Consider the following 22194-nt stretch of genomic DNA (forward strand, 5'->3'; position numbering starts at 1 on the left):
AGGGGCGACGCGGGATGAGACCTCCGCCTGCATCGTCGGCTCGGGCAGGGCAGCGCCCCCGATGCCGAAAACGACCGACGCCGATTGCGCAAACGTTGGGAATCGGCCGCCCGGATCGCACGCGAAATGCAGTGCTGCGGAGCCCCGTCGGGCCTGAACCACGACCGACCCTTGCTCAGTCCCGACCTCAGGAAGAAAATGCTCCGACTCCAAGCCCGCCTGATCACCTCTGCCGCCCTTGCCGCCTCCTTCACGATGGTCACCGCGCTCGGTGCGCCGTCCCTCGCCTTCGCCGACGACGAGCAGCACGAGCGGCCGACAGGGGCACAGCAGGAAACCTTCCGGCAGCCGGACAAGTCGTTCGCGGTGTACGTCGGCAAGAACCGGTCGTCGACCGGTCACACCATGCTCGGCGGCTTCGGCCACGAACCTTCCAGCCACTGGATGGAGGTGGTCCCGGCACAGGACCACCCGAAGGGCTCCAAGATCACCGTGGGGGCCACGGAAGAGGCCGACATGCCCGGCAAGCTGACCAAGATCCCGCAGGCGCGGCACACTTACCGGTACCTCACCTCCAACTACTCCGAATTCACCGGCATGCCTGCCCCGCTCACCAACGGAGGTCTCAACGAGAAAGGGGTGGCCGCGCGGGACGTCTGGTCCAACTCCCGCGAAGAACTGGTCGACATGACGCCGAAGGACCAGACGGGACCGCAGTACTCCGACCTTTCCAGGATCGCGATGGAACGTGCGGGCTCGGCGCGGCAGGCGGTGCAGATCCTAGGCGACCTCATCGACACCCACGGCTACACGACGTACGGCGGAAACTCGCACCTTTTCGCCGACGGCAACGAGGGCTGGGTATTTCTGGAGTTCGCAGGAGGCAAGGGGCTCTGGGCGGCCCAGCGACTCGGCCCCGACGACATCCGCGTCTCCTACCCCGGCTACATCAAGGAATTCCCCACCGACGCCGTCGACGGCGGGAACCGCGATTTCGTCGGCTCGAAGAACCTCGTCTCCTTCGCCGAGAAGCAGGGCTGGTACGACCCGGACAAGGACGAGAAGTTCGACCTGCAAAAGGTGTACCAGGAGCCGTTCCCGACCAAGTCCTTTCCTGTCGGGAAGACGGCGGACTCCAAGGACGCGGCCCCGTACCGCAACCCCGTCTCGCTGGAGGCCGAGTTCGCCGAACTCGGCAGGGTGAAGCTGGAGGACATGATGCGGATCGTCCGCGACCCCCGCTGGTCCGACGACCGCTCGGGCTACGGGCACGTCGCCGAGATCGACCCCGACCTCCCCGACCCGCGGCTCGCCACCTTGTGGATGGCCCCGACGGCAGCCGTGACGGCCCCGTACATACCGGTGTCGATCGGCACCCGCGACCTCCCCGTCGAGTACACCCAGCACCGGTACCTGACCGCCGGCGCCTCCGCCGAGTACCTCGAACCCGAGTACGCCGAGCAGGAAGCGACCGAGTCGGCGACCCAGACGTTCAAGCGCCTCATGTACGCCACGTGCGCCCGCCCGGAGAAGTACCTCGCCGACGTCACTGACGCGTTCGAGGGGTTCGAGGCCGAGCAGATCAAGGAGTGGAGGAAGCTCCAGCAGACCGCCGACACCACCCCGGCAGAAGCCACCGACTACACGAACCGCCAGGCGCTCGACGGACTCAGGCTGGGCAACCACCTGCTCGACGACGTCCTCGCCGAGTCCCGGGCCGACGGCGGCCTCCACGAACCCGAAGACGCCTCCCAGGAGGACGGCACCACCGCATCGGCCCGCTCCCAGTCCATGGGCCTGCGCAGCAGCGACTCCTCCCGCGACCGGATGCACTGCGACGTCGGCGGCGGCTGGGCCGACGGCTCCACCCTCGACAGGGCCGGCGACTACGGCGACCCGGACAAGGTGCCCGACTACTCCTCGGCGCGCATCTCCGGCCACCAGGAAGCCTCGGGCGACCGGCCCGAGTCGGCTTGGCGGACGTGGACGCCCTGGGGCGTGACCGCGGCGGCGCTCCTCGTCGGCGGCGTAGCAGTGTGGCGGTCGCGGCGGCGCGCCTAGCCGCGCACCGCGTCCCTGAGCGCGCCGGGCAAGTCCCGTGGCCCCTGGCCGAGTTCACGCACCGGCGCGCTGCTGGACCGGCACGGTCCGGTGACCCGGACTCGTCGCCCCCGGCCGGCGGGTGAACTCCGTACAGAACAGGCGGAGTTCACCCGCCGCCGGTGGAGGCACAGACAGCGGACCCCACCCGCCACGACCGGCTCCCGGCACCGGCCCCGTAAGTCCCCGTACGCACGCCGAGACCATCGCCCCGACGCAACCGCAGTGCGCACTGCCGCGACCGCACGCTCGGGGAGAGCGGGCCGGCCCGGGTCAGCCGACCGGGGCCACGGCGGAGCCGCGAATGACGAGTTGCAGCGGGTAGACCTTGTCCACGCGCTCCCTGTCCGGCGCTTCGATCCGCGACCTGACGAGGTCGAGCGCGCTGGCGACGAGGTCGGTGACGGGCTGCTGGAGGGTGGTGAGCTTGGGCCGCAGCCATTCGCCGACGCGGATCCCGTCGCAGCCGACGACCGAGAGATCCTCCGGGATACGGAGGCCGTGCAGCTCGGCCGCACCGAGCATGCCGACGGCGACGATGTCGCTGCCGACGAAGACGGCGGTCGGGGTCCTCTCCGCCTGCGCGAGGTAGGGGAAGGTGCTCGCCCCGAACTGCTCGGTGTAGGGCCCGTGGAGGACCAGGTTCTCGTCGACGTCGAGGCCCGCGTGCGCCATGGCGTCGCGGTAGCCGCGGAGCCGGTCGCTGGTGGTGGAGAGTTCCGGCGGCCCCGCGATGTGGGCGATGCGCCGGTGTCCGAGCTGCGCGAGGTAGGAGACGGCCTGGTAGGCGCCGCCGTAGTTGTCCACGCTGATGGTGTCCACGTCCGACGTGCTGGCGATCTCCTCGTCGAGGACCACGACGGGGAGGCCCTCGGCCACGGCGCGGGAGAGCCGGGGGTTCCGGCGGTGGATGCCGACGTAGATCAGGCCGTCGATCGCGTCGCTGGAGGCCACGAAGTCACTGAACCTGGCTTCGCGCAGGGCCTGTTGACCGGTGACGCCGACGACGAGCGAGGCGCCGTCGGCGGTGGCGGCAGCGGCCGCTTCCTCGGCGAGGGCGGCGAAGAACGGGTTGACGAGGTCGGGGACGACGAGGGCGATGACCGGACCGCCCCCTCGTACGGGTTCTGACGTCGGCCCCGGTGCCGGCGGGGGAGCGGCGACGGGGTACCCGAGGTCGCTCACCGCCTTGTCGATGCGAGCGGCCGTGTCCGGATTCACTCTGAGCTGTCCGCGCAGGTACCGGGACACCGTCGAGACCGACACCTGCGCCTGTTGCGCAACGTGCGTCAACGTCACGCTCTGCTCCTTCCGCCGTCTGGCGTCAGTCTATCGACAGCAGAAGACCATTGACCCCCGGGGACCCCGCTCGTATTGTTGCGCAAAACACAGCACAATTTTTGCGCAAAGCGCACAAGGAGGCAGTCCATGGCACGCGTACTCCTCGCGGGCGAGTCCTGGATCAACGCGGCGACCGACTACAAGGGCTACGACGCCTTCCCCCACACCCAGCTCGAGATCGGCGCCACCCCGCTGCTCGAAGCACTGGGCGCGGAGGGCCACGAGGTGACGCACCTGCCCTCGCACGCCGTTGCCACGGACTTCCCCGCGACGCTGGAGAAGCTCGACGAGTACGACGTGGTCGTCCTCTCCGACATCGGGGCCAACAGCCTGCTGCTGCCGCCCCGGGTCTTCGCGGAAGGGCGCCCCTTCCCCAACCGGCTGAAGCTGCTCGCCGAGTGGGTCAGGCGCGGCGGCGGACTGGCGATGGCCGGCGGCTACCTGAGCTTCCAGGGCTTCCAGGCGAAGGCGAACTACCACGCCACCGCGGTCGAGGACGTGCTCCCCGTCGACATCCTCCCGTACGACGACAGGGTGGAGTGCCCCGAGGGCATACCGGGCTCGCTGACCGCCGCCTCCCACGAGGTCACCGCCGGCCTGGACGCGGAGTGGCCGATCCTCCTCGGATACCAGCGGCTCAGCGCCAAGCAGGACGCCGAGGTCCTGGCGACGATCGAATCGCACCCGCTCCTTGCGGTGCGGACCGAGGGCGCCGGCCGTACCCTCGCCTTCGCCTCGGACATCTCCCCGCACTGGGCGCCGACCGAGTTCATCGAGTGGCCCGGCTACCAGCGCCTCTTCCACCAGGCCGTCACCTGGCTCGCCGGAAACGCAGCGTGAACCGCCATGTCGGAACGACGAATCACGGTGGTGGGGAGCCTCAACATCGACGTGAGGCTCGCGGTCGCACGGCTCCCGCGCAGCGGTGAGACCATCGCCGCGCACGGGCTGACCTCGTCCGTCGGCGGCAAGGGCGCCAACCAGGCGGCCGCCGCGGCGCGGCTCGGCGCCACGGTGCGCATGGTCGGTGCAGTCGGCACCGACGCTTCCGGGAGCACCGTGGTGGACCGCCTGCGTCGCGAGGGCGTGGACGTCTCCGCGGTCGACACGGTCGAGGGCCCCACGGGGACCGCGGTCATCCTCTGGGAGCGCCCCGAGTCGACGATCGTCATCGACGCGGGCGCCAACGCGGCCCTCGACGCGGAACGGGTTCGCGGCCACGCCGCGGCCCTTCGCTCGGCGGGGGCGGTCCTCTGCCAGCTCGAGACCCCGGCGAGCGCTCTCGACGCGGTCCTGGAGAACGCCGGCGGGCTGACCGTCCTCAACCCGGCGCCGGCCCCCGACCACGCTTCACGCGCGATGCGGGGGTTCGACGTCCTCGTGCCCAACCGCCACGAACTCGCAGCCCTCGCAGGGGCGGCGTCGGCCCCGGCCACCGTGGACGACACCGCGGCTCTCGCGGCGTCCCTCGGCCTGCCGGGCGACGTGGTGGTCACCCTCGGCGGCGACGGGTCCCTGGTGCTCCCCGAGGGGGGCGCCCCGTTCCACGTCGCCGCCGAGCGGGTGCACCCCGTGGACACCACCGCCGCGGGGGACAGCTTCTGCGCAGCCTTGGCCGGTGCACTCCTCGACGGAGCGTCGCTCACCGACGCGGCCCGCTGGGGCAACCGCGTCGCGGCCGCCACCACCACCCGGGACGGCGCCATGGAAGCGCTGCCCCTGGCCACGGAGTTGACTCCGGTCCCGCCCTCCGGCACGGGACGAGAGAACAAGGACACACCATGACGCATGCGACTCCCCAGGCCCCGATCCCGGCCGAGCCCGCCGCCCCGCAGTCGGCCGTCCGCCGCACGACCACGCTCGTCCTCGTCGTCGCCACCGTCCTGGCGGGCATCCTCAGCCCCCTCCAGGCCACCGTCAACGGCGCGTTGGGCGACGAGATCGACGACGGCAACGCGGCGGCCGTCATCTCCTTCGGCACCGGCCTCGTGCTGATGGCACTGATCGTCTTCGCCAGGCCCACCACACGCCGTCAGGCGCTCGCCATTCCACGGCTCATCCGACGCCGCTCGCTCGGCTGGTGGAACTGGCTGGCAGGGCTCTGCGGTGCCGCCGTCGTCCTCTCCGAAGGCGTCACCGTCGGCACCCTGGGCGTCGCCGTCTTCCAGATCTCACTCGTCTCCGGACTCGTGATCTCCGGAATGATCTGCGACCGGATCGGCGCCACCTCGGAGATCAAGCAGCCGCTCACGCCGACGCGCCTGCTCGGCACCGTCCTCGCGATCGCCGCCACCGCGCTCGCCCTCTCGCCCAACTTCCACGTGCCGGGGACCGTCGCGTTCGCCCTGCTGCCGTTCGCCGCAGGACTGCTCGCCGGCTGGCAGCCCGCAGGCAACTCGGAGGTCGCCCGCGGCACCGGGTCGATGCTGGTGTCGATCGGCTTCAACTTCCTGGTGGGCTTCGCCGTACTGCTCGTGGGGCTCCTCGTGCGGACGGCCTCGGGCCACGTCGAGTTCGCGCTGCCCGGCACCTGGTGGATGTACACGGGCGGTGTCCTCGGACTCCTCTCCATCGCCCTCATGGCGCTGCTCGTCCGCGGGCTGGGACTGCTTCTCCTCGGGCTCTCCTCGGTCGCCGGGCAACTGCTCGGCTCCCTCCTCCTGGACGCGGTCGTCCCCTCGGTCGGCCAGGAGCTGCACATCGCGACGGTGGCGGGCACGGTCCTCGCACTCGCGGCGGCCGGCATCGGCATGATCCCCTCCCGACCGGTCGGCACGGGGGACACCTCGCCCCCGGCGGGGACCGACGACACCACCGGGCCGGCGCACGCCTCGGACAGGACAGGAGACACACCATGACCTCGGCCAGGACCGACCCGCCGCCCGCGGTGCAGACCGTCACGGGGCGGGTGGCCGCGGACGCCCTCGGAGTGGTGCTCCCGCACGAGCACCTCTTCAACGACCTGTCAGCCGTCCTCGACGCGCCCTCGTACGGGTTCTCCGCGCGCCTTCCCGATCGGGAGGTGAGTGCCGCGTCGGCGTGGGCCCTGCGGCACGACCCCTACTGCTGCCCGGACAACCTCGCCGCCAAGTCGGTCGACGAACTCCTGCCGGAGCTCGCGCTCTTCCAGGAGGTCGGCGGCTCCACGCTCGTCGACGCCACGTCGAGCGGGGCGATCGGGCGCGACCCGCTCGCCCTGCGCGACGCGGCACGGCGCAGCGGCCTCAACATCGTCATGGGGTGCGGCGCTTACCTGGAAAAGTTCGAAGGCGAACGGATCTCGGCGGCGACGATCGATGCGCTGGCACGCGCCCTCGGGGCCGAACTCACCGACGGGGTGGGCGAGACCGGCGTCCGGCCGGGAGTGATCGGCGAGATCGGCGTCTCGCCCGACTTCACGGCTGCCGAGGCCGCCTCGCTGCGCGCCGCAGCGCTGGCCCAGCTCGACTCGGCGCAGGTTCCGCTGCTGATCCACCTTCCCGGTTGGCAACGGCGCGGGCACGAAGTGCTGGACATCGTCCTCGACGAGATCGGCGTTCCGCCGGACAGGGTGGTACTCGGGCACATGGACCCGTCCGGTGCCGACCACCGCTACCAGGATTCCCTCGCCGATCGCGGGGTGTGGCTGGAGTTCGACATGGTCGGCATGGAGGTCGCCTTCCCGAACGAGGGCGCCGCGCCCTCCGCGGGACAGACCGCGGACGCGGTCGCACGCCACCTCGCGCGCGATCACGGCGCCCAACTCCTGCTGAGCCACGACGTCTTCCTCAAGCAGATGTGGACCAGGCACGGCGGCAACGGATTCGTTTTCGTGCCGACGGTCTTCGCCGAGCTGCTGCGCACCCGCGGTGCCGACCGCGAGACCGTCATGCGGCTCATGCGGCGGAACCCGGCCCGGATGCTGACGGGCCAGACGCCGGACTGAGCACGCCCGCACCGCTTCCGGCCGCGGCGCAGTCGGCTGCGCCGCGGCCGGAAGCCTTCGCCGACAGGCCCAACTCCCCACCGCCCGCCCCCAATACGTCCGGACGTGTTTACTCCGCCGGGTTCTCCCCGTAACTTCCCCCGCAGGCAACAGACTCGGGCGTCGAACGGACACGAACCCACATGTACGCAGCCGAACGTCAGCAGGAGACCCTGCGCCTCGCCGAGGAGCACGGACGGGTGGACGTACCGTCGCTCGCCGCCCGTTTCCACGTCACGGCCGAGACCGTGCGCCGCGACCTGAAGGCGCTCGCCCGAGCAGGACTGCTGCACCGCGTGCACGGCGGCGCGGTCCCCGGCACCCGGCTCGCCTTCGAACCCGACCTCGCCGAACGGGACACCGTCGCAGCCGACGAGAAGGACCGCATCGCCAGAGCCGCACTCGCCGAACTCCCCACCGAGGGCAGCGTGATACTCGACGCGGGCAGCACGACGGCGCGCCTCGCACAGGCCCTCCCCGCCGAGGCGGCACTCACCGTCGTCACCCACGCCCTGCCGCTCGCCGCACGCCTCGCCGACCACCCCGGCATCTCCCTCCACCTCGTCGGAGGCCGGGTACGCCACCGCACCCGGGCCGCCGTCGACGACTGGGCGCTCCGCGCCTACCGCGAGATCAACGCCGACGTCGCCGTCCTCGCGACCAACGGCGCCGCACCCCACGGCCCGCTCACCACGCCCGACCTCGCCGAGGCCGCGGTGAAGCGCGCCATCGTCGCCGCCGCCGACCGCGTCGTACTCGTCGCGCACTCCGCGAAGTTCGGCGTGCGGCACTTCGCCCGCTTCGCCGATCTCTCCCAGGTCGACACCCTCGTCACCGACTCCGGGCTCGCCGCAGGCACCGTGCGCGCCGTCGAGGGCCACGGTGTGCGGGTGGTGCGGGCATGATCCTCACCGTCACGCCCAACCCGAGCCTGGACCGCACCTACGAACTCCCCCGACTCGTACGCGGTGCCGTGCTCCGCGCCCGCACCGACCGCGTGGACCCCGGCGGCAAGGGCGTCAACGTCTCGCGGGCCCTCGCCGCCTCCGGTCGACGCACCGTCGCGCTCGTACCGTTGGGCGGCCCCGAGGGCGACCTCGTCGCGCGGCTGCTGGAGCGGGACGGGATCGAAGCGGTCGGTGTCCCCGTCGACGGTTCGACCCGGGTGAACGTCAGCCTCGCCGAACCGGACGGCACCCTCACCAAGATCAATGCCACCGGGCCAGAGATCCCGCCGCCCGCCGCCGAAGCCCTCTCCACGGCACTGCTCGCGCACGCCGCAGGGGCCGACTGGGTCGCCTGCTGCGGCAGCCTGCCCCGCGGCCTCCCACCCGACTGGTACGCCGATTCCGTCGCGCGGGCGCACCGCGCGGGCGCACGCATCGCGCTCGACACCTCGGGGCCGGCCCTCCTCGCGGCCCTCCCCGCACGCCCCGACGTGGTGAAGCCGAACGCGGAGGAGCTCGCCGAAGCGGTCGGCCGCCCGCTCACCACCGTGGGCGACGCCGCCGAAGCAGCCGAGGAGCTGCGGCGACGCGGTGCGGGCGCCGTCCTCGCCAGCCTCGGACCCGTCGGCCAACTCCTCGCCGACGGCGAGGGTGTTCGCTTCGCAGCCGCCCCACAGGTCGACGTCCGCAGCACCGTCGGAGCCGGCGACGCCTCGCTCGCGGGCTTCCTCGCGGCAGGCGGCGAAGGCCCCGCCGCACTCTCCGCCGCGCTCGCCCACGGTGCCGCCGCGGTCCGGCTGCCCGGCAGCAGCATGCCGCGGCCCGCCGACCTCGCCCCCGTGCCCACCACCACGACGCCGCCGCTCGACCGCCCTCTCACCGACGCCCCATGACGCCGCAGCCTGCGCGCCCCGGCGCCGGACGGCCAGTCACCAAGGAGCCGCATGCCATGACGGAAGAGATCACCCAGGACCTCGTCGACCTCGACCTCCACGCCACCACCGCCGAAGCCGCCGCCCGCGCCCTCGCCGAACGCCTCGTCTCCGCGGGCCGCGTCACCGACCTCGACGGGTTCCTCACCGACGTCGCCGCCCGCGAGGAGCAACTGCCCACCGGCATGGAAGGCGGGATCGGCATCCCCCACTGCCGCAGCGAGCACGTCACCCGACCCAGCCTCGCCTTCGGACGCAGCGCCGCCGGCATCGACTTCGGAGCCCCCGATGGGCCCGCCCACCTGATCTTCCTCATCGCCGCCCCCACCGGCGCGCACAGCGACCACCTCTCGATCCTCTCCGCCCTCGCCCGCAAACTGACGGACCCGGAGTTCATCAGCGCCCTGCGCGCCGCCTCCGACCCGGGACGGGCGGCCGCGCTCATCCGAGGCGACGCCTTCGTCGAGGACGAGCCGAGCGAACCTGCGCCCGCAGCAACGGAGTCGGACGGCTTCCGCCTCGTCGCCGTCACCTCGTGCCCCACGGGGATCGCGCACACCTACATGGCAGCCGAGGCGCTCGAAAGGGCCGCCGAGGCTGCAGGGTGCGAGATAGCCGTCGAGACCCAGGGGTCGGGCGGCTTCCAACGGCTCGATCCCGCGCGAGTGGCAGCAGCCGACGGCGTGCTCCTCGCCCACGATGTCGAGGTCCGCGACAGGCACCGCTTCGCCGGCAAGCCGACCGTCGACGTGGGCGTCAAGGCCGCCGTCAGCCGCGCCCCCGAACTCATCGCGGAGCTCCGTGAGAAGGCCGCCCGCGGCGAGACCACGCACCCTGCCGCGGAGACGACGGAACCCGACGAACCGCAGCACGCGCAGGACGGGTTCGGGACCCGGCTGCGCAAGTGGCTGATGACCGGCGTCAGTTACATGGTCCCGTTCGTCGCGGCGGGCGGACTCCTGATGGCGCTCGCCTTCGCCATCGGCGGCTACGAGATCACCGAGGCGCCCTCCGTCGCCGACCACTTCGGCTGGACCGAGGCAGCGAGCTGGGCCGCGCTGATGCACCAGATCGGCACGACCGCCTTCGACTTCCTCGTCCCGATCCTCGCCGGGTACATCGCCTACGGAATGGTCGACCGGCCGGGCCTGGTGCCGGGGATGGTCGGCGGTGCTGTCGCGGTCGCCATCGAGGCGGGGTTCCTCGGTGGGCTCGTCGCCGGCCTGCTTGCGGGGGCGGTGGTCATGGCGATCCAACGCGTGCGCGTCCCAACGACGTTGCGTGGGATCATGCCGGTGGTCGTCATACCGCTGATATCCGCCGCCGTCGTCGGCTTCCTCATGTTCGTCGTCCTCGGCAAACCGATCGCGGTTCTCCAACGGGCGCTCACCGACTGGTTGAGCGGGCTCTCCGGCACCAACGCCGTGCTCCTCGGCATTCTGCTGGGCCTGATGATGTGCGTCGACCTGGGCGGCCCGGTGAACAAGGTGGCCTATGCGTTCGCCGTCGGCGGCCTTTCGGAACCCACCGACGGAAGCCTGAAGATCATGGCCGCGGTCATGGCGGCCGGCATGGTGCCACCGCTCGCGATGGCCCTGGCGACGACCGTGCGCGGCCGGCTCTTCACCAGGGCCGAGCGTGAGAACGGCAAGGCCGCCTGGGTGCTCGGCGCCTCCTTCGTCAGCGAGGGCGCCATCCCGTTCGCCGCCGCCGACCCGCTGCGCGTCATCCCCTCCGCGATGGCGGGCGGCGCGGTGAGCGGCGCCCTGTCGATGGCGTTCGGCAACACCCTGCGGGCCCCGCACGGCGGCGTCTTCGTCGTCCCCCTGATCGGCCAGCCGTTCCTCTACCTGCTCGCCGTGGCCCTCGGCACCGTCACGTCGGCGATCCTGGTCCTCGTCCTCAAGGGTGCGCGGGGCCGCCGAGCCGAGCCCTCCAACGACGCCGTTGCGGCGGGTGGTTGACGACGCGGGCCGCAGCCGCTCACGACTGCTGGGTCAGCGGGCGCGCGATGCTCTCCAGACCTTTGCGCTCGGCGTTCGGACCGATGACCACCTCGACCAGCCCGGCCACGATCAGCACCGCGGCACCGGTGGCGAAGGCGAGCGCGGTGTCCCGGGGGACGTCGGTGCTCACGAGCGTGGAGAAAACCATCGGCCCCGAGATGCCGCCCGCTGCCGTTCCGATCGCGCGGAAGCCGGTGGCGTCCCTGCTCCGTGCCGTCACCTACGGATTCCGGCACGGGGCAACGCTTGCGGCGCAGGAGGGAGTTGTCCCGCCCAAGTGGGCGCGCGGGTGCGGGCCCGCCGGCGGAGGTGACCGTCTGCCGAGTCTCCGACGGCGAACTCCGGTGGCCGGCAGGCAGATCGGGCGCCGTGCGGAGAGGGGCGCCGCCGGCCGTCGTCTCCCCCCCTGTCCGCGACCACAGGGCCGACGATCGGCGACGGCGCGTGGCCGCGACGTCCGGCAGGGGCTGGCTCAGCGGCTGGTGGGGCGCGCCAGGTAACGCCCCTGCGGCTCGCCCGACACTTTGCCGTCGGCGTAGACCTGCCGTCCGCGCAGATACGTGGACTCCACGGTGGCGCCGATCTCCAGGCCCTGGAGCGGCGTGTACTCCTGGGTGGACTCGGAGGCCGCCGCGTCGACCGTCCAGGAGCGGGAGGGGTCGACGAGGGCGAGGTCCGCGTCGTACCCCTCGGCGATGCGGCCCTTCGTCGGCAGGCCGAAGCGTCGGGCGGGCGTCTCCGCGGTGAGCTCGGCGACCTTCTGCAACGGCAGACCGTGCGCCCGGGCGGCTCCCGCGAGGCCGGGCAGCAGGTACTCGGTGCCGCCGAAGCCGGACTTGGCGGCGAAGACGTCGCTGCGCGGGTCCCCGAACTTCTTCTCCTCCTTGCAGCACGCGTGGTCGCTGACGACCCAGTCGACGTTCCCCGCCGCGAGGTGCTCCCACAGTGCGTCGACGTCGTCCTGTGGGCGCAGCGGCGGGTTGACCTTCCCGCCGATGCCGGAGGCGGTCTCGATGTTCGCCAGCAGGTGGCCGATGGTCACCTCGCGGCGGAAGTCGACCTGCGGGAAGGTCTTCGCCATCAGCATCGCGGAGTCCATCGCCTTGCGCGAAGAGAGGTGCAGCAGGTTGATGTTGGGCAGTTCGGTCTCGGCCGCGAGGTAGCTGGCGACGGTGACGGCGAGGCCCTCGGAGTGCGGTGGGCGGGAGGCGCTGTAGGCGGCGAGCCCGTCGAGCCTGCCCTCCTCCTCGACGAGCCTGGTGTACGCCGTCATGATTTCGGCAGTCTCGCAGTGCAGGGAGAGCGAGACGGCGTCGGCGAACTCCGGGTGCTTCTCCCGTGCGGCCTGCACGCCGCGCATCACGAATTCGAAGTGCGCCAGGTCGTAGCGCTCCTCGGGCGGGATCATCAGGAAGGAGTTCTGGTCGGCCGAGCGGCCGTGCAGGCCGTGGCTGCCGTAGAACATGAAGATCTTGAACGAGGTGACGCCGAAGCGGGAGATCAGCTCCGGTATCTCGTCGATGTGCGACTTCTGCATCGGCGCGAGGTGGAAGCCGTAGTCGACGTGCGAGCGGCCCTCGGAGCCGGCGAGCACCAGCGGGAAGACCTCCTCGTAGGAGCCGCCGCGGTTCATGTAGTACTGCCCGGTGCGCATGTACGTCAGGGCGGTGGTGACGCCGCCCTGCGCACACGCCCTGCTCTCGGTGGCGGTGTCGTCGGCGAGCGGGTTGTAGATGCCCCAGTGCTGGTGCGCGTCGACGACACCGGGGAAGGCGTGCAGCCCCTTGCCGTCGACGACTTCACGGGCTTCGGACGACGGGATGTCGGGGGCGATCCGATGGAAGACGCCGTCCTTGACGCCGATGTCGGTCGTCGGGAGGTCATCGGCGTCGTGGCGTACCAGGCGGACGTTCTTTATCAGCAGGTCGAGCTCGGTCATCTGGGCGGTTCCTCTCTGGGATCAGTGTGCGGAGTGCCCGGCGTCCTGGGAAGCCCCCGGGCGGAGCGATGCGGTGTGCGGCCCGGCCAGCACGTTCGCCGCCTGCCAGGCCAGGCCGAGCGCGGGCAGCAGGCCGTTGCCGGCGAGGTAACCGGAGGCGCCGTGCCCGGAGATGCCGTGCGCGGCGCCGCCGGAGGCGAAGAGGCCGTCGATCGGCACGCCTTCGCGGTCGAGTACACGGGCTTCACCGTCGACGAGCAGGCCGCCCTGGGTGTGGAAGAGCGCCGGGATCACCTCGACCGCGGCGAGCGGTCCGCGCAGCGGCTCCTCGGCCGAGGTCCGGCCGAACCGGTCGGGCGCCGACGCATCGGTCGCCAGCGCCGTCTGCTCGGCGACGGCCCCCGTCAAGGCGTCGGCGGGGCAGCCGATCCGCGCCGCGAGCTGCGCCGCGTCGTCCGCCCAGACGAGGGCGCCGGCCGCCACGGTCTGCCGGAAGTCGGTGAACGGCAGGCACAGGTCGTGGATGCGGCGGTCGAGGACGATCCAACCCCGCGCACCGGGGCGGGCGGCGAGGGCCGCCGCGTACTCGGAGTATCCGCGCGTCTCGTCGCCGAACCGGACGCCTTCGGCATCGACCATGATCGCCCCGTGCATGATCGTGGCCCATCCGACGAGCGTGCGGGAGCGGCGGGCGAGCGCGGCGTGGCCCTGGTAGGCGTCGAGGTACGCGGCCCGGCCGCCCAGTTCGAGACCGAGGGCGAGGCCGTCGCCGCGGGAGAACTGCCCGCCCGCGTACTCGGCGGCGGCGATCTCCGGCAGCCGCGCGGCGACTTCCGCGCGGTCGGCACCGTACCCGTTGGTCGCCAGCAGCACGGCGCGGGTGACGACGGTCTCCCGGTGCCCGCCCGGGTCTTCGACAACGGCGTGCAGCAACCGGCCGCCGGGGCCCGCCGGCCCGCGCTCCACGTGGACCAGCCGGGCCGGCACCATCAGGTACGTCGAGTCCGCGGCGCGCACCCGGGCGTGCAGGTGGCGCAGGAGCGTGGAGCCGTGGCGTCCCTCGATGGTGTGCAGCCGGTCCGCGGAGTGGCCCGGGTAGTTGAAGTCCCGCACGAGGTGGAGGGGGACGCCTGCGTCGTCGGCGAGCCACTCGACGAGCGGCGCGCTGAGCCGGGCGAGCGCGGCGGCGAGGACGGGTTCGGCGGTGCCGCCGGTCTTGGCGGCGATGTCGGCGAGGAACCGTTCCGGCCCGTCCTCGATGCTGCACGCCCGCTGCCATCTGGTGCCCGCGCCGGGGATCATCGCCGTCGACATCGAGGTGTTGTTGCCGCGCAGGAAGTGTTCGTCGGGGTCGACGACGAGTACTTTCAGGCCGGCCTGGGCCGCGCGGAGCGCACCGGCCAGCCCGCCACCGGCCCCGGCGACGAGCAGGTCGACGTCGGGTTCCCGGACCGGGATTGACGCGGTGCCGGGCGTCATACGGCGTCTCCTGCCGCCAGGAGACGCAGCGCGAGCGCGGCGGGGTCGACGAGCGCGACGGCGTGCGCCGCACCGGTGTCCACGGCGGAGCAGCCGTTGATCACGTGCCCCACGCCTCGCTCCGCGAAGCGGTCGAGCGTGCCGCGTACCGCGCCGTGCCAGGCGGCCGGGTCGCTGATCGCGGCGAAGTCCAGGTCGAGCACGGCCACCCCGGCGAACCAGGGGCCGAAGCCGTACTCCTCGACGCGCGCGGCGAGCGCCTCGCCGATCGCCTGGTTCCGGGTGACGGCGCCGAACTTCCGGCCTGTGGCGACGAGATGGGAGGCAGTGAGCCGCAGCATGCCCACGATCGGTACCGCTGCCTGGTCGGGGACGAGCGGCACGGCCGGGTCGAGCACGCAGTCCGGCATGCGGAGGGCCGCCCCCGTCTCCGGTGCCTCCGCGAACGCCGCCGCGACGTGTGCCGTCGACGCCTCGACGTCTTCCTGGGCGGCCAGTTGGGCGGGTGCCGCTTCGGGCGCTGCGTCCAGGGCGAACTCGACGCCGGGCGGGGCCAGCCGCGCGTACCGCGCGCGGCGCCTGGCGAGTTCCTCGGCGTCGACGCGGATGGGGGTGAGGGAGTGGATTCTCATGCGGGTCCTCCCGGTGCTGTCGGGTGCGCGGATGCCAGGGCGCGGAGTGCGGGCCCCACGTCCGCGGCCTCGGGAAGCTGCTCCGCGAGACGGTGCAGGCGGTCCACGAGCGCCCGGTCGCCGAGGAGTTCGGCGAGTACCGGGGGCAGGGTGCGCGCGGTGAAGGGGTGGTGGTCGCTGTCCCCGAGCGGGTGGGGTGCGCTCGCCTCCAGCCTTCGGCCGTCGTCGAGGTGCACCGTCAGCCGGGCGGGGCGCTCGTGCGGCAGCCGGGCGGTCATCCGCGCGTCCTCCCGTACGGTGACCCGGCGGGCGAGGGCGAAGAGGGCGGGGTGCGTCGCCGCCGTGGCGTCGGCCGTTTCGGGTGTGATCCGGCCGTACAGCAGCGCGGCCGCCACCGCGTAGGGGACGGAGAACATCGCGCCGAGTCCGTTGTGCCACCTGGTGCGGTCGAGCGGTGCGGCCAACGCGTGTGTCTCCACGACGAGTCGGGAGATGTGGCCGCCGTCGCGCGCTTCGGGGTGTTCACGGCGGAGTGCGCACGCGAGGTCGGCGGCCGGGTGCGTGTACGCGCACGAGGCGTGCTGCTTGAAGTAGTTGTGCGTGATCTGCCAGTCGCCGCCCGGGGGATGGGCGAGGGTGTCGGGGTCGAAGGTGCCGAGGAGGGTGCCGAGCGACAGGGCCGCGGTGCCGGTGTTGGCCACGACGCCGGCGGCGGCGAGCCGGGCGGCCGCCAGTCCGGAGAGGGCCGCCGCACCCATCCACGCGTCGCGCACCCGGTGGCCGTCGAGCGCGGAGTCGAAGTGACCGGCGATCGGCAGTCCCGCCGCGGTGTCGATCGCGGCGGCGATCCGGTCGGCAGGGAGCCCCAGCAGCACCGCGCAGCCGGCCGCGGCCCCTGTGACGCCCCAACTACCGTGCGGGTGGGCGCCGGGCCGCAGCGCGGTCGCGCAACCGAAGCGCGCCGCGACCTCGTACCCCGACAGCAGGGCCCGCGCGGTGAGTTCGCCCGTGCAGCGCCGTTCCGCGGCGAGCGCCAGGATCGCGGGGAAGGCGTGGGCGGCGGGGTGGCCGCGGGCGTACTTGCCGCCCTCGTCCAGCTCGCTGCAGACCAGCGCCGTCGCGTTGAGGTAGGCGGCGGTGTCCGTCCCGGTGAGCGTGTCCCCGCCGAACACCGGGGCGTCGCCCGGAGGTTGGGGCCAGGCGGCGCGGAGCCGCCGTTGGCCCTCGGTGCGGGAGCCGGCGAGGGCCACGGCGAGGGTGTCGAGCAGGACGAGGGGGAGTCGTTCGCGCACCTCGCCGGGCGCCCGGTGCCAGGACAGCTCTGCGCACAACTCGCCGAGTTCGGCGGTGCGTTCGGCGGTCGCTGCTCGGAAGTCCGACGCGGGCGGGGGATGTTGATCGTCGTGGCCGGTGGTCACCGTGCCCACCTCCTGTTGTTCCAGTGAGCGGAACGTTCGGATTCATCGATCCTTGCAGTGCCACTTCCGAGGCGTCAATACCTTGCTCAGGGGCATGAACAGAGCTGAATTCGCCCGGCCTGCGCTCTTGACCAGTCCCGAGTGCCGGTGCTTTGGTGGCGTTCCATTGAGCGGTACGCCTTCGGCCTACCGAGGACAAGCCAACGACCCCAGGCAGGCGAGAATGGGCCCATGACGACTCAGCCCGGAACCGAGACCGCAGGCCGCGTGATCGACGTCCTGCTCCTCTTCACCGACGGCCCCGACCACCTCGGGGTCTCCCGCATCGCCCGCGACCTCGGCCTCAGCAAGGCCGTCGTGCACCGCATCCTGCAAACCCTCGTCGCCCGCGGCATGGTCGCCTACGACCAGCAGAGCCGGCTCTACCGGCTGGGACCCACCGCCACCGCGGTGGGCGCCAGGGCACTTCGCGGCTCCGACCTGCGCGCCGTCGCCGCCGAACCCCTCCAGCGGCTCCACGCGCAGACCGAGGAGACCGTCACCCTCACCGCCCTCGTCCCCGGCGGCCGCGCCTACATCGACCAGATCGTCAGCACCCACGAGGTGAAGATGACCGTCGAGCTGGGCAGGCGGTTCCCGCTCCATGCGGGCAGCTCGGGCAAGTGCGTGCTGGCGTACCTGCCGGAGGACCGACGCGAGGAGGCACTCGCCGACGACCTGCCGGCGCTCACCGGCAGCACCCACACCGACCGCGCGGCCCTGCGCCGCGAGCTGACGACGATCAGGGACCTCGGCTACGCCACCTCCCAGGGCGAACGCCAGGCCGACGCAGGCTCGTTGGCCGCCCCGCTCTTCGGCCTCGACGGCGACGTGCGCGGCTCGGTCTCCGTCTGCGGTCCCCGCTCCCGCTTCACCCCCGACTTCATCGACGCCTGCGCCCCCCACGTCCTCCAGGCCGCACAGGACATCTCCACCGCGCTCGGCTGGACCGGCCCCGACAGGACGCCGAGCCCGGCCCCCGCCCACGCGACGACGGAAGGACCCCCATGACGGACCCCACCCCGCCCCGACCGGCCGACTCCACGGCCCTCCAAGGCATCAAGGTCCTCGACATCGCCACCCTCTTCGCCGGCCCCCTCGCCGCCACCCTGCTCGCCGACTACGGCGCCGACGTCACCAAGCTCGAACACCCCAAGGGCGACCCGGTCCGCAGCCACGGAGCGAGCAAGGACGGCGTCGGCCTCTGGTGGAAGATGCTCTCCCGCAACAAGAAGGCGATCACGCTCTACCTCGGCAGCCCGGAAGGACAGGACGTCTTCCGCCGCATGGTCGCCGACGCGGACGTCGTCATCGAGAACTTCCGCCCCGGCACCCTGGAGCGCTGGGGGCTCGGCTACGAGGAGCTCTCCGCGATCAACCCCGGCCTCGTGCTCGCCCGGGTCACCGGATTCGGGCAGCACGGCCCCTACGCGAGCCGCCCCGGCTTCGGCACCCTCGCCGAAGCGATGAGCGGATTCGCAGCGATCACAGGCGAACCCGACGGGCCGCCGACCCTGCCGCCCTTCGGCCTCGCCGACGGCGTCTCCGCACTCACCACCGCATTCGGCATCATGACCGCGCTCCGCGCCAGGGAACGGACGGGCCGCGGGCAGGTACTCGACCTCGCCATCATCGAACCCCTGCTCACCGTGCTGGGCCCGCAAGCCATCACCTACGACCAACTCGGCGAGCTCCAGCAGCGCACCGGCAACAGATCCGCCAACAACGCGCCCCGCAACACCTACCGCACCAAGGACGGCCGCTGGGTCGCCGTCTCCACCAGCGCCCAGTCCGTCGCCGAACGCGTCATGCGCCTCGTGGGACACCCCGAGTACATCGACGAGCCGTGGTTCGCCTCCGGCGCCGAACGCGCCCGCCACGCCGACGAGTTGGACGCCGCAGTCGGTGCCTGGATCGCCCGGCGCAGCCGGGCCGAGGTCACCGCCGCGTTCGAGGAGGCACAGGCCGCCGTCGCACCCGTCTACGACGTCAGCGACATCTTCGAGGACCCCCAGTTCCGCGCGCTCGGCACCCTCACCACCGTCGACGACGAGGAACTGGGCCCCGTCACCTTCCAGAACGTGCCGTTCCGCCTCAGCGACACCCCCGGAGAGGTCCGCTGGCCAGGCCCCCGCAAGGGCCGCGACACGGCCGAGGTGCTCGGCGCCTACGGCATCGACGCCGACGAACTCGCCCGACTCGCCCAGCGAGGCGTCGTATGAGCACCCCGTCGGCCCGCTCCTGGCTCTACGTTCCCGCCGTCCGGCCCGACCTCCTCCACAAGGCGATGGAAGGCGCAGCCGACGCCGTCGTCCTCGACCTGGAGGACGCCGTACCGCACCAGCGCAAACAGGAAGCCCGCGCCAACACCGTCGCAGCCGTGCGCCAACCCTGGCCCAAGCCGCTGTGGGTACGCATCAACCCGCCCCATCTGCCCGCAGGCGAAGAGGACGTCGCCGCACTCGCAGGCACCCCGGTCCAAGGCGTCCGCGTACCCAAGAGCGAGAACCCCACCGAACTCCGCCGCCTCGCACACCGACTCGACGTGCCGCTCCACCTCCTCCTGGAGACCGCGCTCGGCGTCGAGCGGGCCTACGAACTCGCCACCGCAGCACCGCAGGTGCGCCTCCTCTCCCTCGGCGAGGCCGACCTCGCCGCCGACCTGAGAGTCACCGACGACGCAGACGACGGCGGCACCCTCGACTGGGCACGCGGCCGCCTCGTCCACGCAGCACGCGCCGCCCGGCTGCCGGGCCCGGTACAGAGCGTCTGGACCGCCGTACACGACATCGACGGGCTCACCACGAGCACCCGCCGCGCCCACAACCGCGGGTTCTACGGGCGTTCCGTCGTCCACCCGCGTCAAATCCCGCCCGTCCACCGGGTCTTCACACCCAGCGACGAAGAGATCGACGAAGCCCGACGCCTCGTCGCCTCCCTCCAACGCGCCAGCGACCAGGGCAGCGGCGCCTGGCTCGACGCGCACGGACGGCTCGTCGACCCCGCCGTCGTCGCCCGCGCCCACTGGCTCCTCGAACACGTCGCCTGACCCGCGCGCCCGCGACCGCACCACAGCAACCCCCGACAGGCAGGCCCCACATGACCTCAGCCCCGCACGCCCGCAACCCCCTGCTCGACGCTCTCCCCGCCGAACCCCGCCTCGTCGAACTCGGCCAACCGCTCTTCACCGGCATGCCGTGCTCGCCGAACCACCCCGGCTTCCGCATGGTCCTCGCACGACGCCACGGCGACATGGTCCGCCCCGACGGCGGCTCCGCCGCCAACGAGACCATCGTCACCGGCGGCCACGTCGGCACCCACATCGACGCCCTCTCCCACGTCAGCCACGAAGGCAAGCTCCACGGCGGCATCGACGCGGCCCAGGCCCAGACCGGCGGCGCCTTCTCCCGGCACGGCGCGGAGGAGACCCCCGCCATGGTCACCCGCGGCGTCCTCCTCGACGTCGCCGCCGCACACGGCACCGACACACTGCCCGGCGGCTACGGCATCACCGCCGACGACCTCGACGCCGCCGCGCGCCACGGAGGCGAGGAACCCCGCGCCGGAGACGTCGCGCTCGTCCGCACCGGCTGGGCACGCACCTTCGACGACCCGACGACCTACCTCGGCAAGGAGACCGGCGTACCCGGCATCACCGAGGAAGCGGGGGAGTGGCTCGTTGCGCGCGGGGTGCGGGCCGTCGGCTCGGACACCACCGCGTGCGAGCAGATCCTGCCGGGCGCCGGACACAGTGTGCTGCCCGTACACCGGCTGCTCCTCGTCGACCACGGCGTCTACATCATGGAGCACCTGGCGCTCGAGGACCTCGCCGCCACCGGGCAGCACGCCTTCGTCTTCGTCGTCGCGCCGCTGCGGATCGTCGGCGGCACCGGTTCCCCCGTCCGGCCCGTCGCGGTGGTCGCCTGATGACCGGCCGCACACCCCACGACGACCCCACACCCGCCCGACTCCTCGCCCGGTTCGCCGCCCGCACCAGGGACGACGGACTCCCCGCCGAGCTGCGTGAGAAAACCTCGGGGCACCTCCTCGACCTCCTCGGCAACAGCCTCGCGGCCCTGTCCCACCAACCCGCCGCAGCCGTGGCCGAGTTGGCACACGAGTGGGGCGGCGCCCCGGTCGCCACCGTCATCGGCTCGCCCACCCGCCTGCCCGCCCCCTCCGCCGCCCTCGTCAACGGAACCCTCGCGCACAGCCTCGACTTCGACGACACCCACCTGCCGTCCGTCCTCCACCCCTCCGCCTCCGTCCTCCCCGCGGCCCTCGCCACCGCCGAGGCCGCCGAAGCCCCGGGGGCCGCGCTCCTCGCCGCCGCAGCCTGCGGAATCGAGACGACCTGCCGCCTCGGCATGGCCCAGTACGACGAAGCCCTCGGCAACTCGGTCTTCTTCGACCGCGGTCTCCACGCCACCGCCATCTGCGGAACCATCGGCGCGGCCGTCGCCTCGGCGATGCTGCGGGGACTCGACGACGACGGCATCTGCGCCGCGATCGGCATCGCGGCCAGCATGGGCTCCGGCATCATCGAGGCCAACCGCACCGGCGGCACCGTCAAGCGCGTCCACTGCGGCTGGGCCGCCCACGCCGGCGTCGTCGCCGCGGACATGGCACGCGTCGGCCTCACGGGACCGCCCACCGTCCTCGAAGGCCGCTTCGGCTTCTTCCGCGCCTTCTGCGGCGACCGCTTCGACACCGCCGCCGTCACCGCCGCCCTCACCGCGGACCTCGGCCAACGCTGGGAAACGCAACGCCTGTTCCTCAAGCCCTACCCCTGCAACCACTTCACCCACGCCGGCGTCGACGCCGCCATGCGACTCCGCCGACGCGGCATCCACCCCGACCGCATCCGCGCACTCACCCTCGGCGCACCCGCCCCCGTACTCCGCACCATCGCGGAACCCGCCGCCGAGAAAGCACGTCCCCGCTCCGGCTACCACGCCGCCTTCAGCGGCCCCTACACCGTCGCCGCCGGACTCCTCGCGCCCCCCGGCGGCGCACCCGACAGCGGACTCGGCGTCTTCCACGCCGACTTCACCGACACCGCCGCCGCGGACCCCGCCCGCCTCGCACTCGCGGCCCGCGTCACCTGCGTCGCCGACGAGGAGTGCACCGCCGCCTTCCCGCACCAGTTCCCCGCCGTTCTCACCGCCGAACTCGACGACGGCACCACCGCGACAGAACGCGTCATGGTCAACCGCGGAAGCCCCCAGGACCCCCTGGAGGCACACGAACTCACCACCAAGTTCCTCGCCAACGCCCAGCACGCCGTCGCCCCCGAGGCGGCACGCGCGCTCACCGACGAGGTCTGGCAGATCGACGGCTCCCCGGACACCACGGGCCTCACCCGCGCGCTGTCCGCGGTGGCTCACGGCACCTGAC

Annotated in this window: 19 protein-coding genes and 1 pseudogene; 13 read left to right on the plus strand and 7 right to left on the minus strand. The window is 72.6% G+C overall.

Features of this window, described 5'->3' with window-relative positions:
• The first annotated feature begins 198 nt into the window (after positions 1-198).
• On the plus strand, positions 199-2061 hold the full coding sequence (locus tag F603_RS0103950; RefSeq protein WP_019544717.1) for a C69 family dipeptidase: 1863 nt from the start codon (positions 199-201) through the stop codon (positions 2059-2061).
• A gap of 312 nt (positions 2062-2373) precedes the next feature.
• Here the strand turns inward: F603_RS0103950 and F603_RS0103955 are convergent, their stop codons facing one another.
• Positions 2374-3285: a substrate-binding domain-containing protein gene (locus F603_RS0103955; protein ID WP_281168865.1), complete on the minus strand. Its 912-nt coding sequence runs from the start codon at positions 3283-3285 to the stop codon at positions 2374-2376.
• Positions 3280-3408: pseudogene (locus F603_RS36195) on the minus strand (LacI family DNA-binding transcriptional regulator); the annotation flags it as partial. The pseudogene F603_RS36195 and the gene F603_RS0103955, both read right to left, overlap by 6 nt.
• Before the next feature lie 120 nt (positions 3409-3528).
• On the opposite strand from F603_RS36195, the gene F603_RS0103960 reads away from it, so the two are divergent.
• The 7 genes from F603_RS0103960 to F603_RS0103990 all read left to right on the plus strand — a co-directional run bounded on the left by F603_RS0103960 (position 3529) and on the right by F603_RS0103990 (position 11248).
• Positions 3529-4281 carry a glutamine amidotransferase gene (locus F603_RS0103960; RefSeq protein WP_019544719.1) on the plus strand — a complete coding sequence of 251 codons (753 nt, stop codon included), beginning with the start codon at positions 3529-3531 and terminating at the stop codon, positions 4279-4281.
• A gap of 6 nt (positions 4282-4287) precedes the next feature.
• Entirely contained in the window at positions 4288-5226 is a 939-nt protein-coding gene (locus F603_RS0103965; RefSeq protein ID WP_026328119.1) for a ribokinase, read from the plus strand.
• A complete protein-coding gene (locus F603_RS0103970) occupies positions 5223-6299 on the plus strand; it encodes a DMT family transporter (RefSeq protein WP_019544721.1) in 1077 nt (358 codons plus the stop codon). Before F603_RS0103965 ends, F603_RS0103970 begins: the two co-directional genes overlap by 4 nt.
• Complete coding sequence (locus F603_RS0103975; protein WP_019544722.1) at positions 6296-7366, plus strand: phosphotriesterase family protein; 1071 nt, start codon at positions 6296-6298, stop codon at positions 7364-7366. Before F603_RS0103970 ends, F603_RS0103975 begins: the two co-directional genes overlap by 4 nt.
• 182 nt (positions 7367-7548) lie before the next feature.
• Positions 7549-8310: a DeoR/GlpR family DNA-binding transcription regulator gene (locus F603_RS0103980; protein WP_019544723.1), complete on the plus strand. Its 762-nt coding sequence runs from the start codon at positions 7549-7551 to the stop codon at positions 8308-8310.
• Positions 8307-9245: a 1-phosphofructokinase gene (gene pfkB, locus F603_RS0103985; protein ID WP_019544724.1), complete on the plus strand. Its 939-nt coding sequence runs from the start codon at positions 8307-8309 to the stop codon at positions 9243-9245. The genes F603_RS0103980 and pfkB overlap by 4 nt, the downstream gene beginning before the upstream one ends.
• A 56-nt stretch (positions 9246-9301) precedes the next feature.
• Positions 9302-11248 carry a PTS fructose transporter subunit IIABC gene (locus F603_RS0103990; protein WP_019544725.1) on the plus strand — a complete coding sequence of 649 codons (1947 nt, stop codon included), beginning with the start codon at positions 9302-9304 and terminating at the stop codon, positions 11246-11248.
• A 19-nt stretch (positions 11249-11267) separates the two neighbouring features.
• On the opposite strand, the gene F603_RS0103995 is transcribed toward F603_RS0103990, so the two are convergent.
• The 5 genes from F603_RS0103995 to F603_RS0104015 form a co-directional block, all read right to left on the minus strand.
• Complete coding sequence (locus F603_RS0103995) at positions 11268-11510, minus strand: hypothetical protein (RefSeq protein WP_019544726.1); 243 nt, start codon at positions 11508-11510, stop codon at positions 11268-11270.
• 252 nt (positions 11511-11762) lie between these two features.
• Positions 11763-13229: a dihydroorotase gene (locus tag F603_RS0104000; protein WP_019544727.1), complete on the minus strand. Its 1467-nt coding sequence runs from the start codon at positions 13227-13229 to the stop codon at positions 11763-11765.
• Positions 13230-13250: 21 nt separating this feature from the next.
• A complete protein-coding gene (locus F603_RS0104005; protein ID WP_019544728.1) occupies positions 13251-14708 on the minus strand; it encodes an FAD-binding protein in 1458 nt (485 codons plus the stop codon).
• Entirely contained in the window at positions 14705-15340 is a 636-nt protein-coding gene (locus F603_RS0104010; RefSeq protein ID WP_019544729.1) for an aspartate/glutamate racemase family protein, read from the minus strand. Before F603_RS0104010 ends, F603_RS0104005 begins: the two co-directional genes overlap by 4 nt.
• Entirely contained in the window at positions 15337-16758 is a 1422-nt protein-coding gene (locus F603_RS0104015) for an MmgE/PrpD family protein (protein ID WP_019544730.1), read from the minus strand. The genes F603_RS0104010 and F603_RS0104015 overlap by 4 nt, the downstream gene beginning before the upstream one ends.
• Before the next feature lie 231 nt (positions 16759-16989).
• On the opposite strand from F603_RS0104015, the gene F603_RS0104020 reads away from it, so the two are divergent.
• From F603_RS0104020 to F603_RS0104040, 5 genes are read left to right on the plus strand one after another with little or no spacing between them, the layout of a single operon-like run.
• Positions 16990-17808, plus strand: coding sequence for an IclR family transcriptional regulator (locus tag F603_RS0104020; RefSeq protein ID WP_019544731.1), 819 nt, complete (start codon positions 16990-16992; stop codon positions 17806-17808).
• Complete coding sequence (locus tag F603_RS0104025; RefSeq protein WP_019544732.1) at positions 17805-19019, plus strand: CaiB/BaiF CoA transferase family protein; 1215 nt, start codon at positions 17805-17807, stop codon at positions 19017-19019. The genes F603_RS0104020 and F603_RS0104025 overlap by 4 nt, the downstream gene beginning before the upstream one ends.
• Entirely contained in the window at positions 19016-19846 is an 831-nt protein-coding gene (locus F603_RS0104030) for an HpcH/HpaI aldolase/citrate lyase family protein (RefSeq protein WP_019544733.1), read from the plus strand. Before F603_RS0104025 ends, F603_RS0104030 begins: the two co-directional genes overlap by 4 nt.
• A 50-nt stretch (positions 19847-19896) precedes the next feature.
• Positions 19897-20724, plus strand: a complete 828-nt coding sequence (locus tag F603_RS0104035) for a cyclase family protein (protein ID WP_019544734.1) — start codon at positions 19897-19899, stop codon at positions 20722-20724.
• A complete protein-coding gene (locus F603_RS0104040) occupies positions 20724-22193 on the plus strand; it encodes an MmgE/PrpD family protein (protein WP_019544735.1) in 1470 nt (489 codons plus the stop codon). Before F603_RS0104035 ends, F603_RS0104040 begins: the two co-directional genes overlap by 1 nt.
• Position 22194 lies beyond the last annotated feature (1 nt).

Source organism: Streptomyces sulphureus DSM 40104, assembly GCF_000381025.1.
GTDB classification, from domain to species: Bacteria; Actinomycetota; Actinomycetes; order Streptomycetales; family Streptomycetaceae; genus Streptomyces; species Streptomyces sulphureus.

Excerpts from the sequence above, each read along its gene's own strand:
- F603_RS0103960 (WP_019544719.1), top strand. The coding sequence starts at position 3,529 with ATGGCACGCGTACTCCTCGCGGGCGAGTCCTGGATCAACGCGGCGACC.
- F603_RS0103970 (WP_019544721.1), top strand. The coding sequence starts at position 5,223 with ATGACGCATGCGACTCCCCAGGCCCCGATCCCGGCCGAGCCCGCCGCC.
- F603_RS0104020 (WP_019544731.1), top strand. The coding sequence starts at position 16,990 with ATGACGACTCAGCCCGGAACCGAGACCGCAGGCCGCGTGATCGACGTC.
- F603_RS0104035 (WP_019544734.1), top strand. The coding sequence starts at position 19,897 with ATGACCTCAGCCCCGCACGCCCGCAACCCCCTGCTCGACGCTCTCCCC.
- F603_RS0104025 (WP_019544732.1), top strand. The coding sequence starts at position 17,805 with ATGACGGACCCCACCCCGCCCCGACCGGCCGACTCCACGGCCCTCCAA.
- F603_RS0104010 (WP_019544729.1), bottom strand. The coding sequence starts at position 15,340 with ATGAGAATCCACTCCCTCACCCCCATCCGCGTCGACGCCGAGGAACTC.
- F603_RS0103950 (WP_019544717.1), top strand. The coding sequence starts at position 199 with ATGCTCCGACTCCAAGCCCGCCTGATCACCTCTGCCGCCCTTGCCGCC.
- F603_RS0104005 (WP_019544728.1), bottom strand. The coding sequence starts at position 14,708 with ATGACGCCCGGCACCGCGTCAATCCCGGTCCGGGAACCCGACGTCGAC.
- F603_RS0103965 (WP_026328119.1), top strand. The coding sequence starts at position 4,288 with ATGTCGGAACGACGAATCACGGTGGTGGGGAGCCTCAACATCGACGTG.
- F603_RS0104000 (WP_019544727.1), bottom strand. The coding sequence starts at position 13,229 with ATGACCGAGCTCGACCTGCTGATAAAGAACGTCCGCCTGGTACGCCAC.
- F603_RS0103980 (WP_019544723.1), top strand. The coding sequence starts at position 7,549 with ATGTACGCAGCCGAACGTCAGCAGGAGACCCTGCGCCTCGCCGAGGAG.
- F603_RS0104040 (WP_019544735.1), top strand. The coding sequence starts at position 20,724 with ATGACCGGCCGCACACCCCACGACGACCCCACACCCGCCCGACTCCTC.
- F603_RS0103990 (WP_019544725.1), top strand. The coding sequence starts at position 9,302 with ATGACGGAAGAGATCACCCAGGACCTCGTCGACCTCGACCTCCACGCC.
- F603_RS0103975 (WP_019544722.1), top strand. The coding sequence starts at position 6,296 with ATGACCTCGGCCAGGACCGACCCGCCGCCCGCGGTGCAGACCGTCACG.
- F603_RS0104030 (WP_019544733.1), top strand. The coding sequence starts at position 19,016 with ATGAGCACCCCGTCGGCCCGCTCCTGGCTCTACGTTCCCGCCGTCCGG.
- pfkB (WP_019544724.1), top strand. The coding sequence starts at position 8,307 with ATGATCCTCACCGTCACGCCCAACCCGAGCCTGGACCGCACCTACGAA.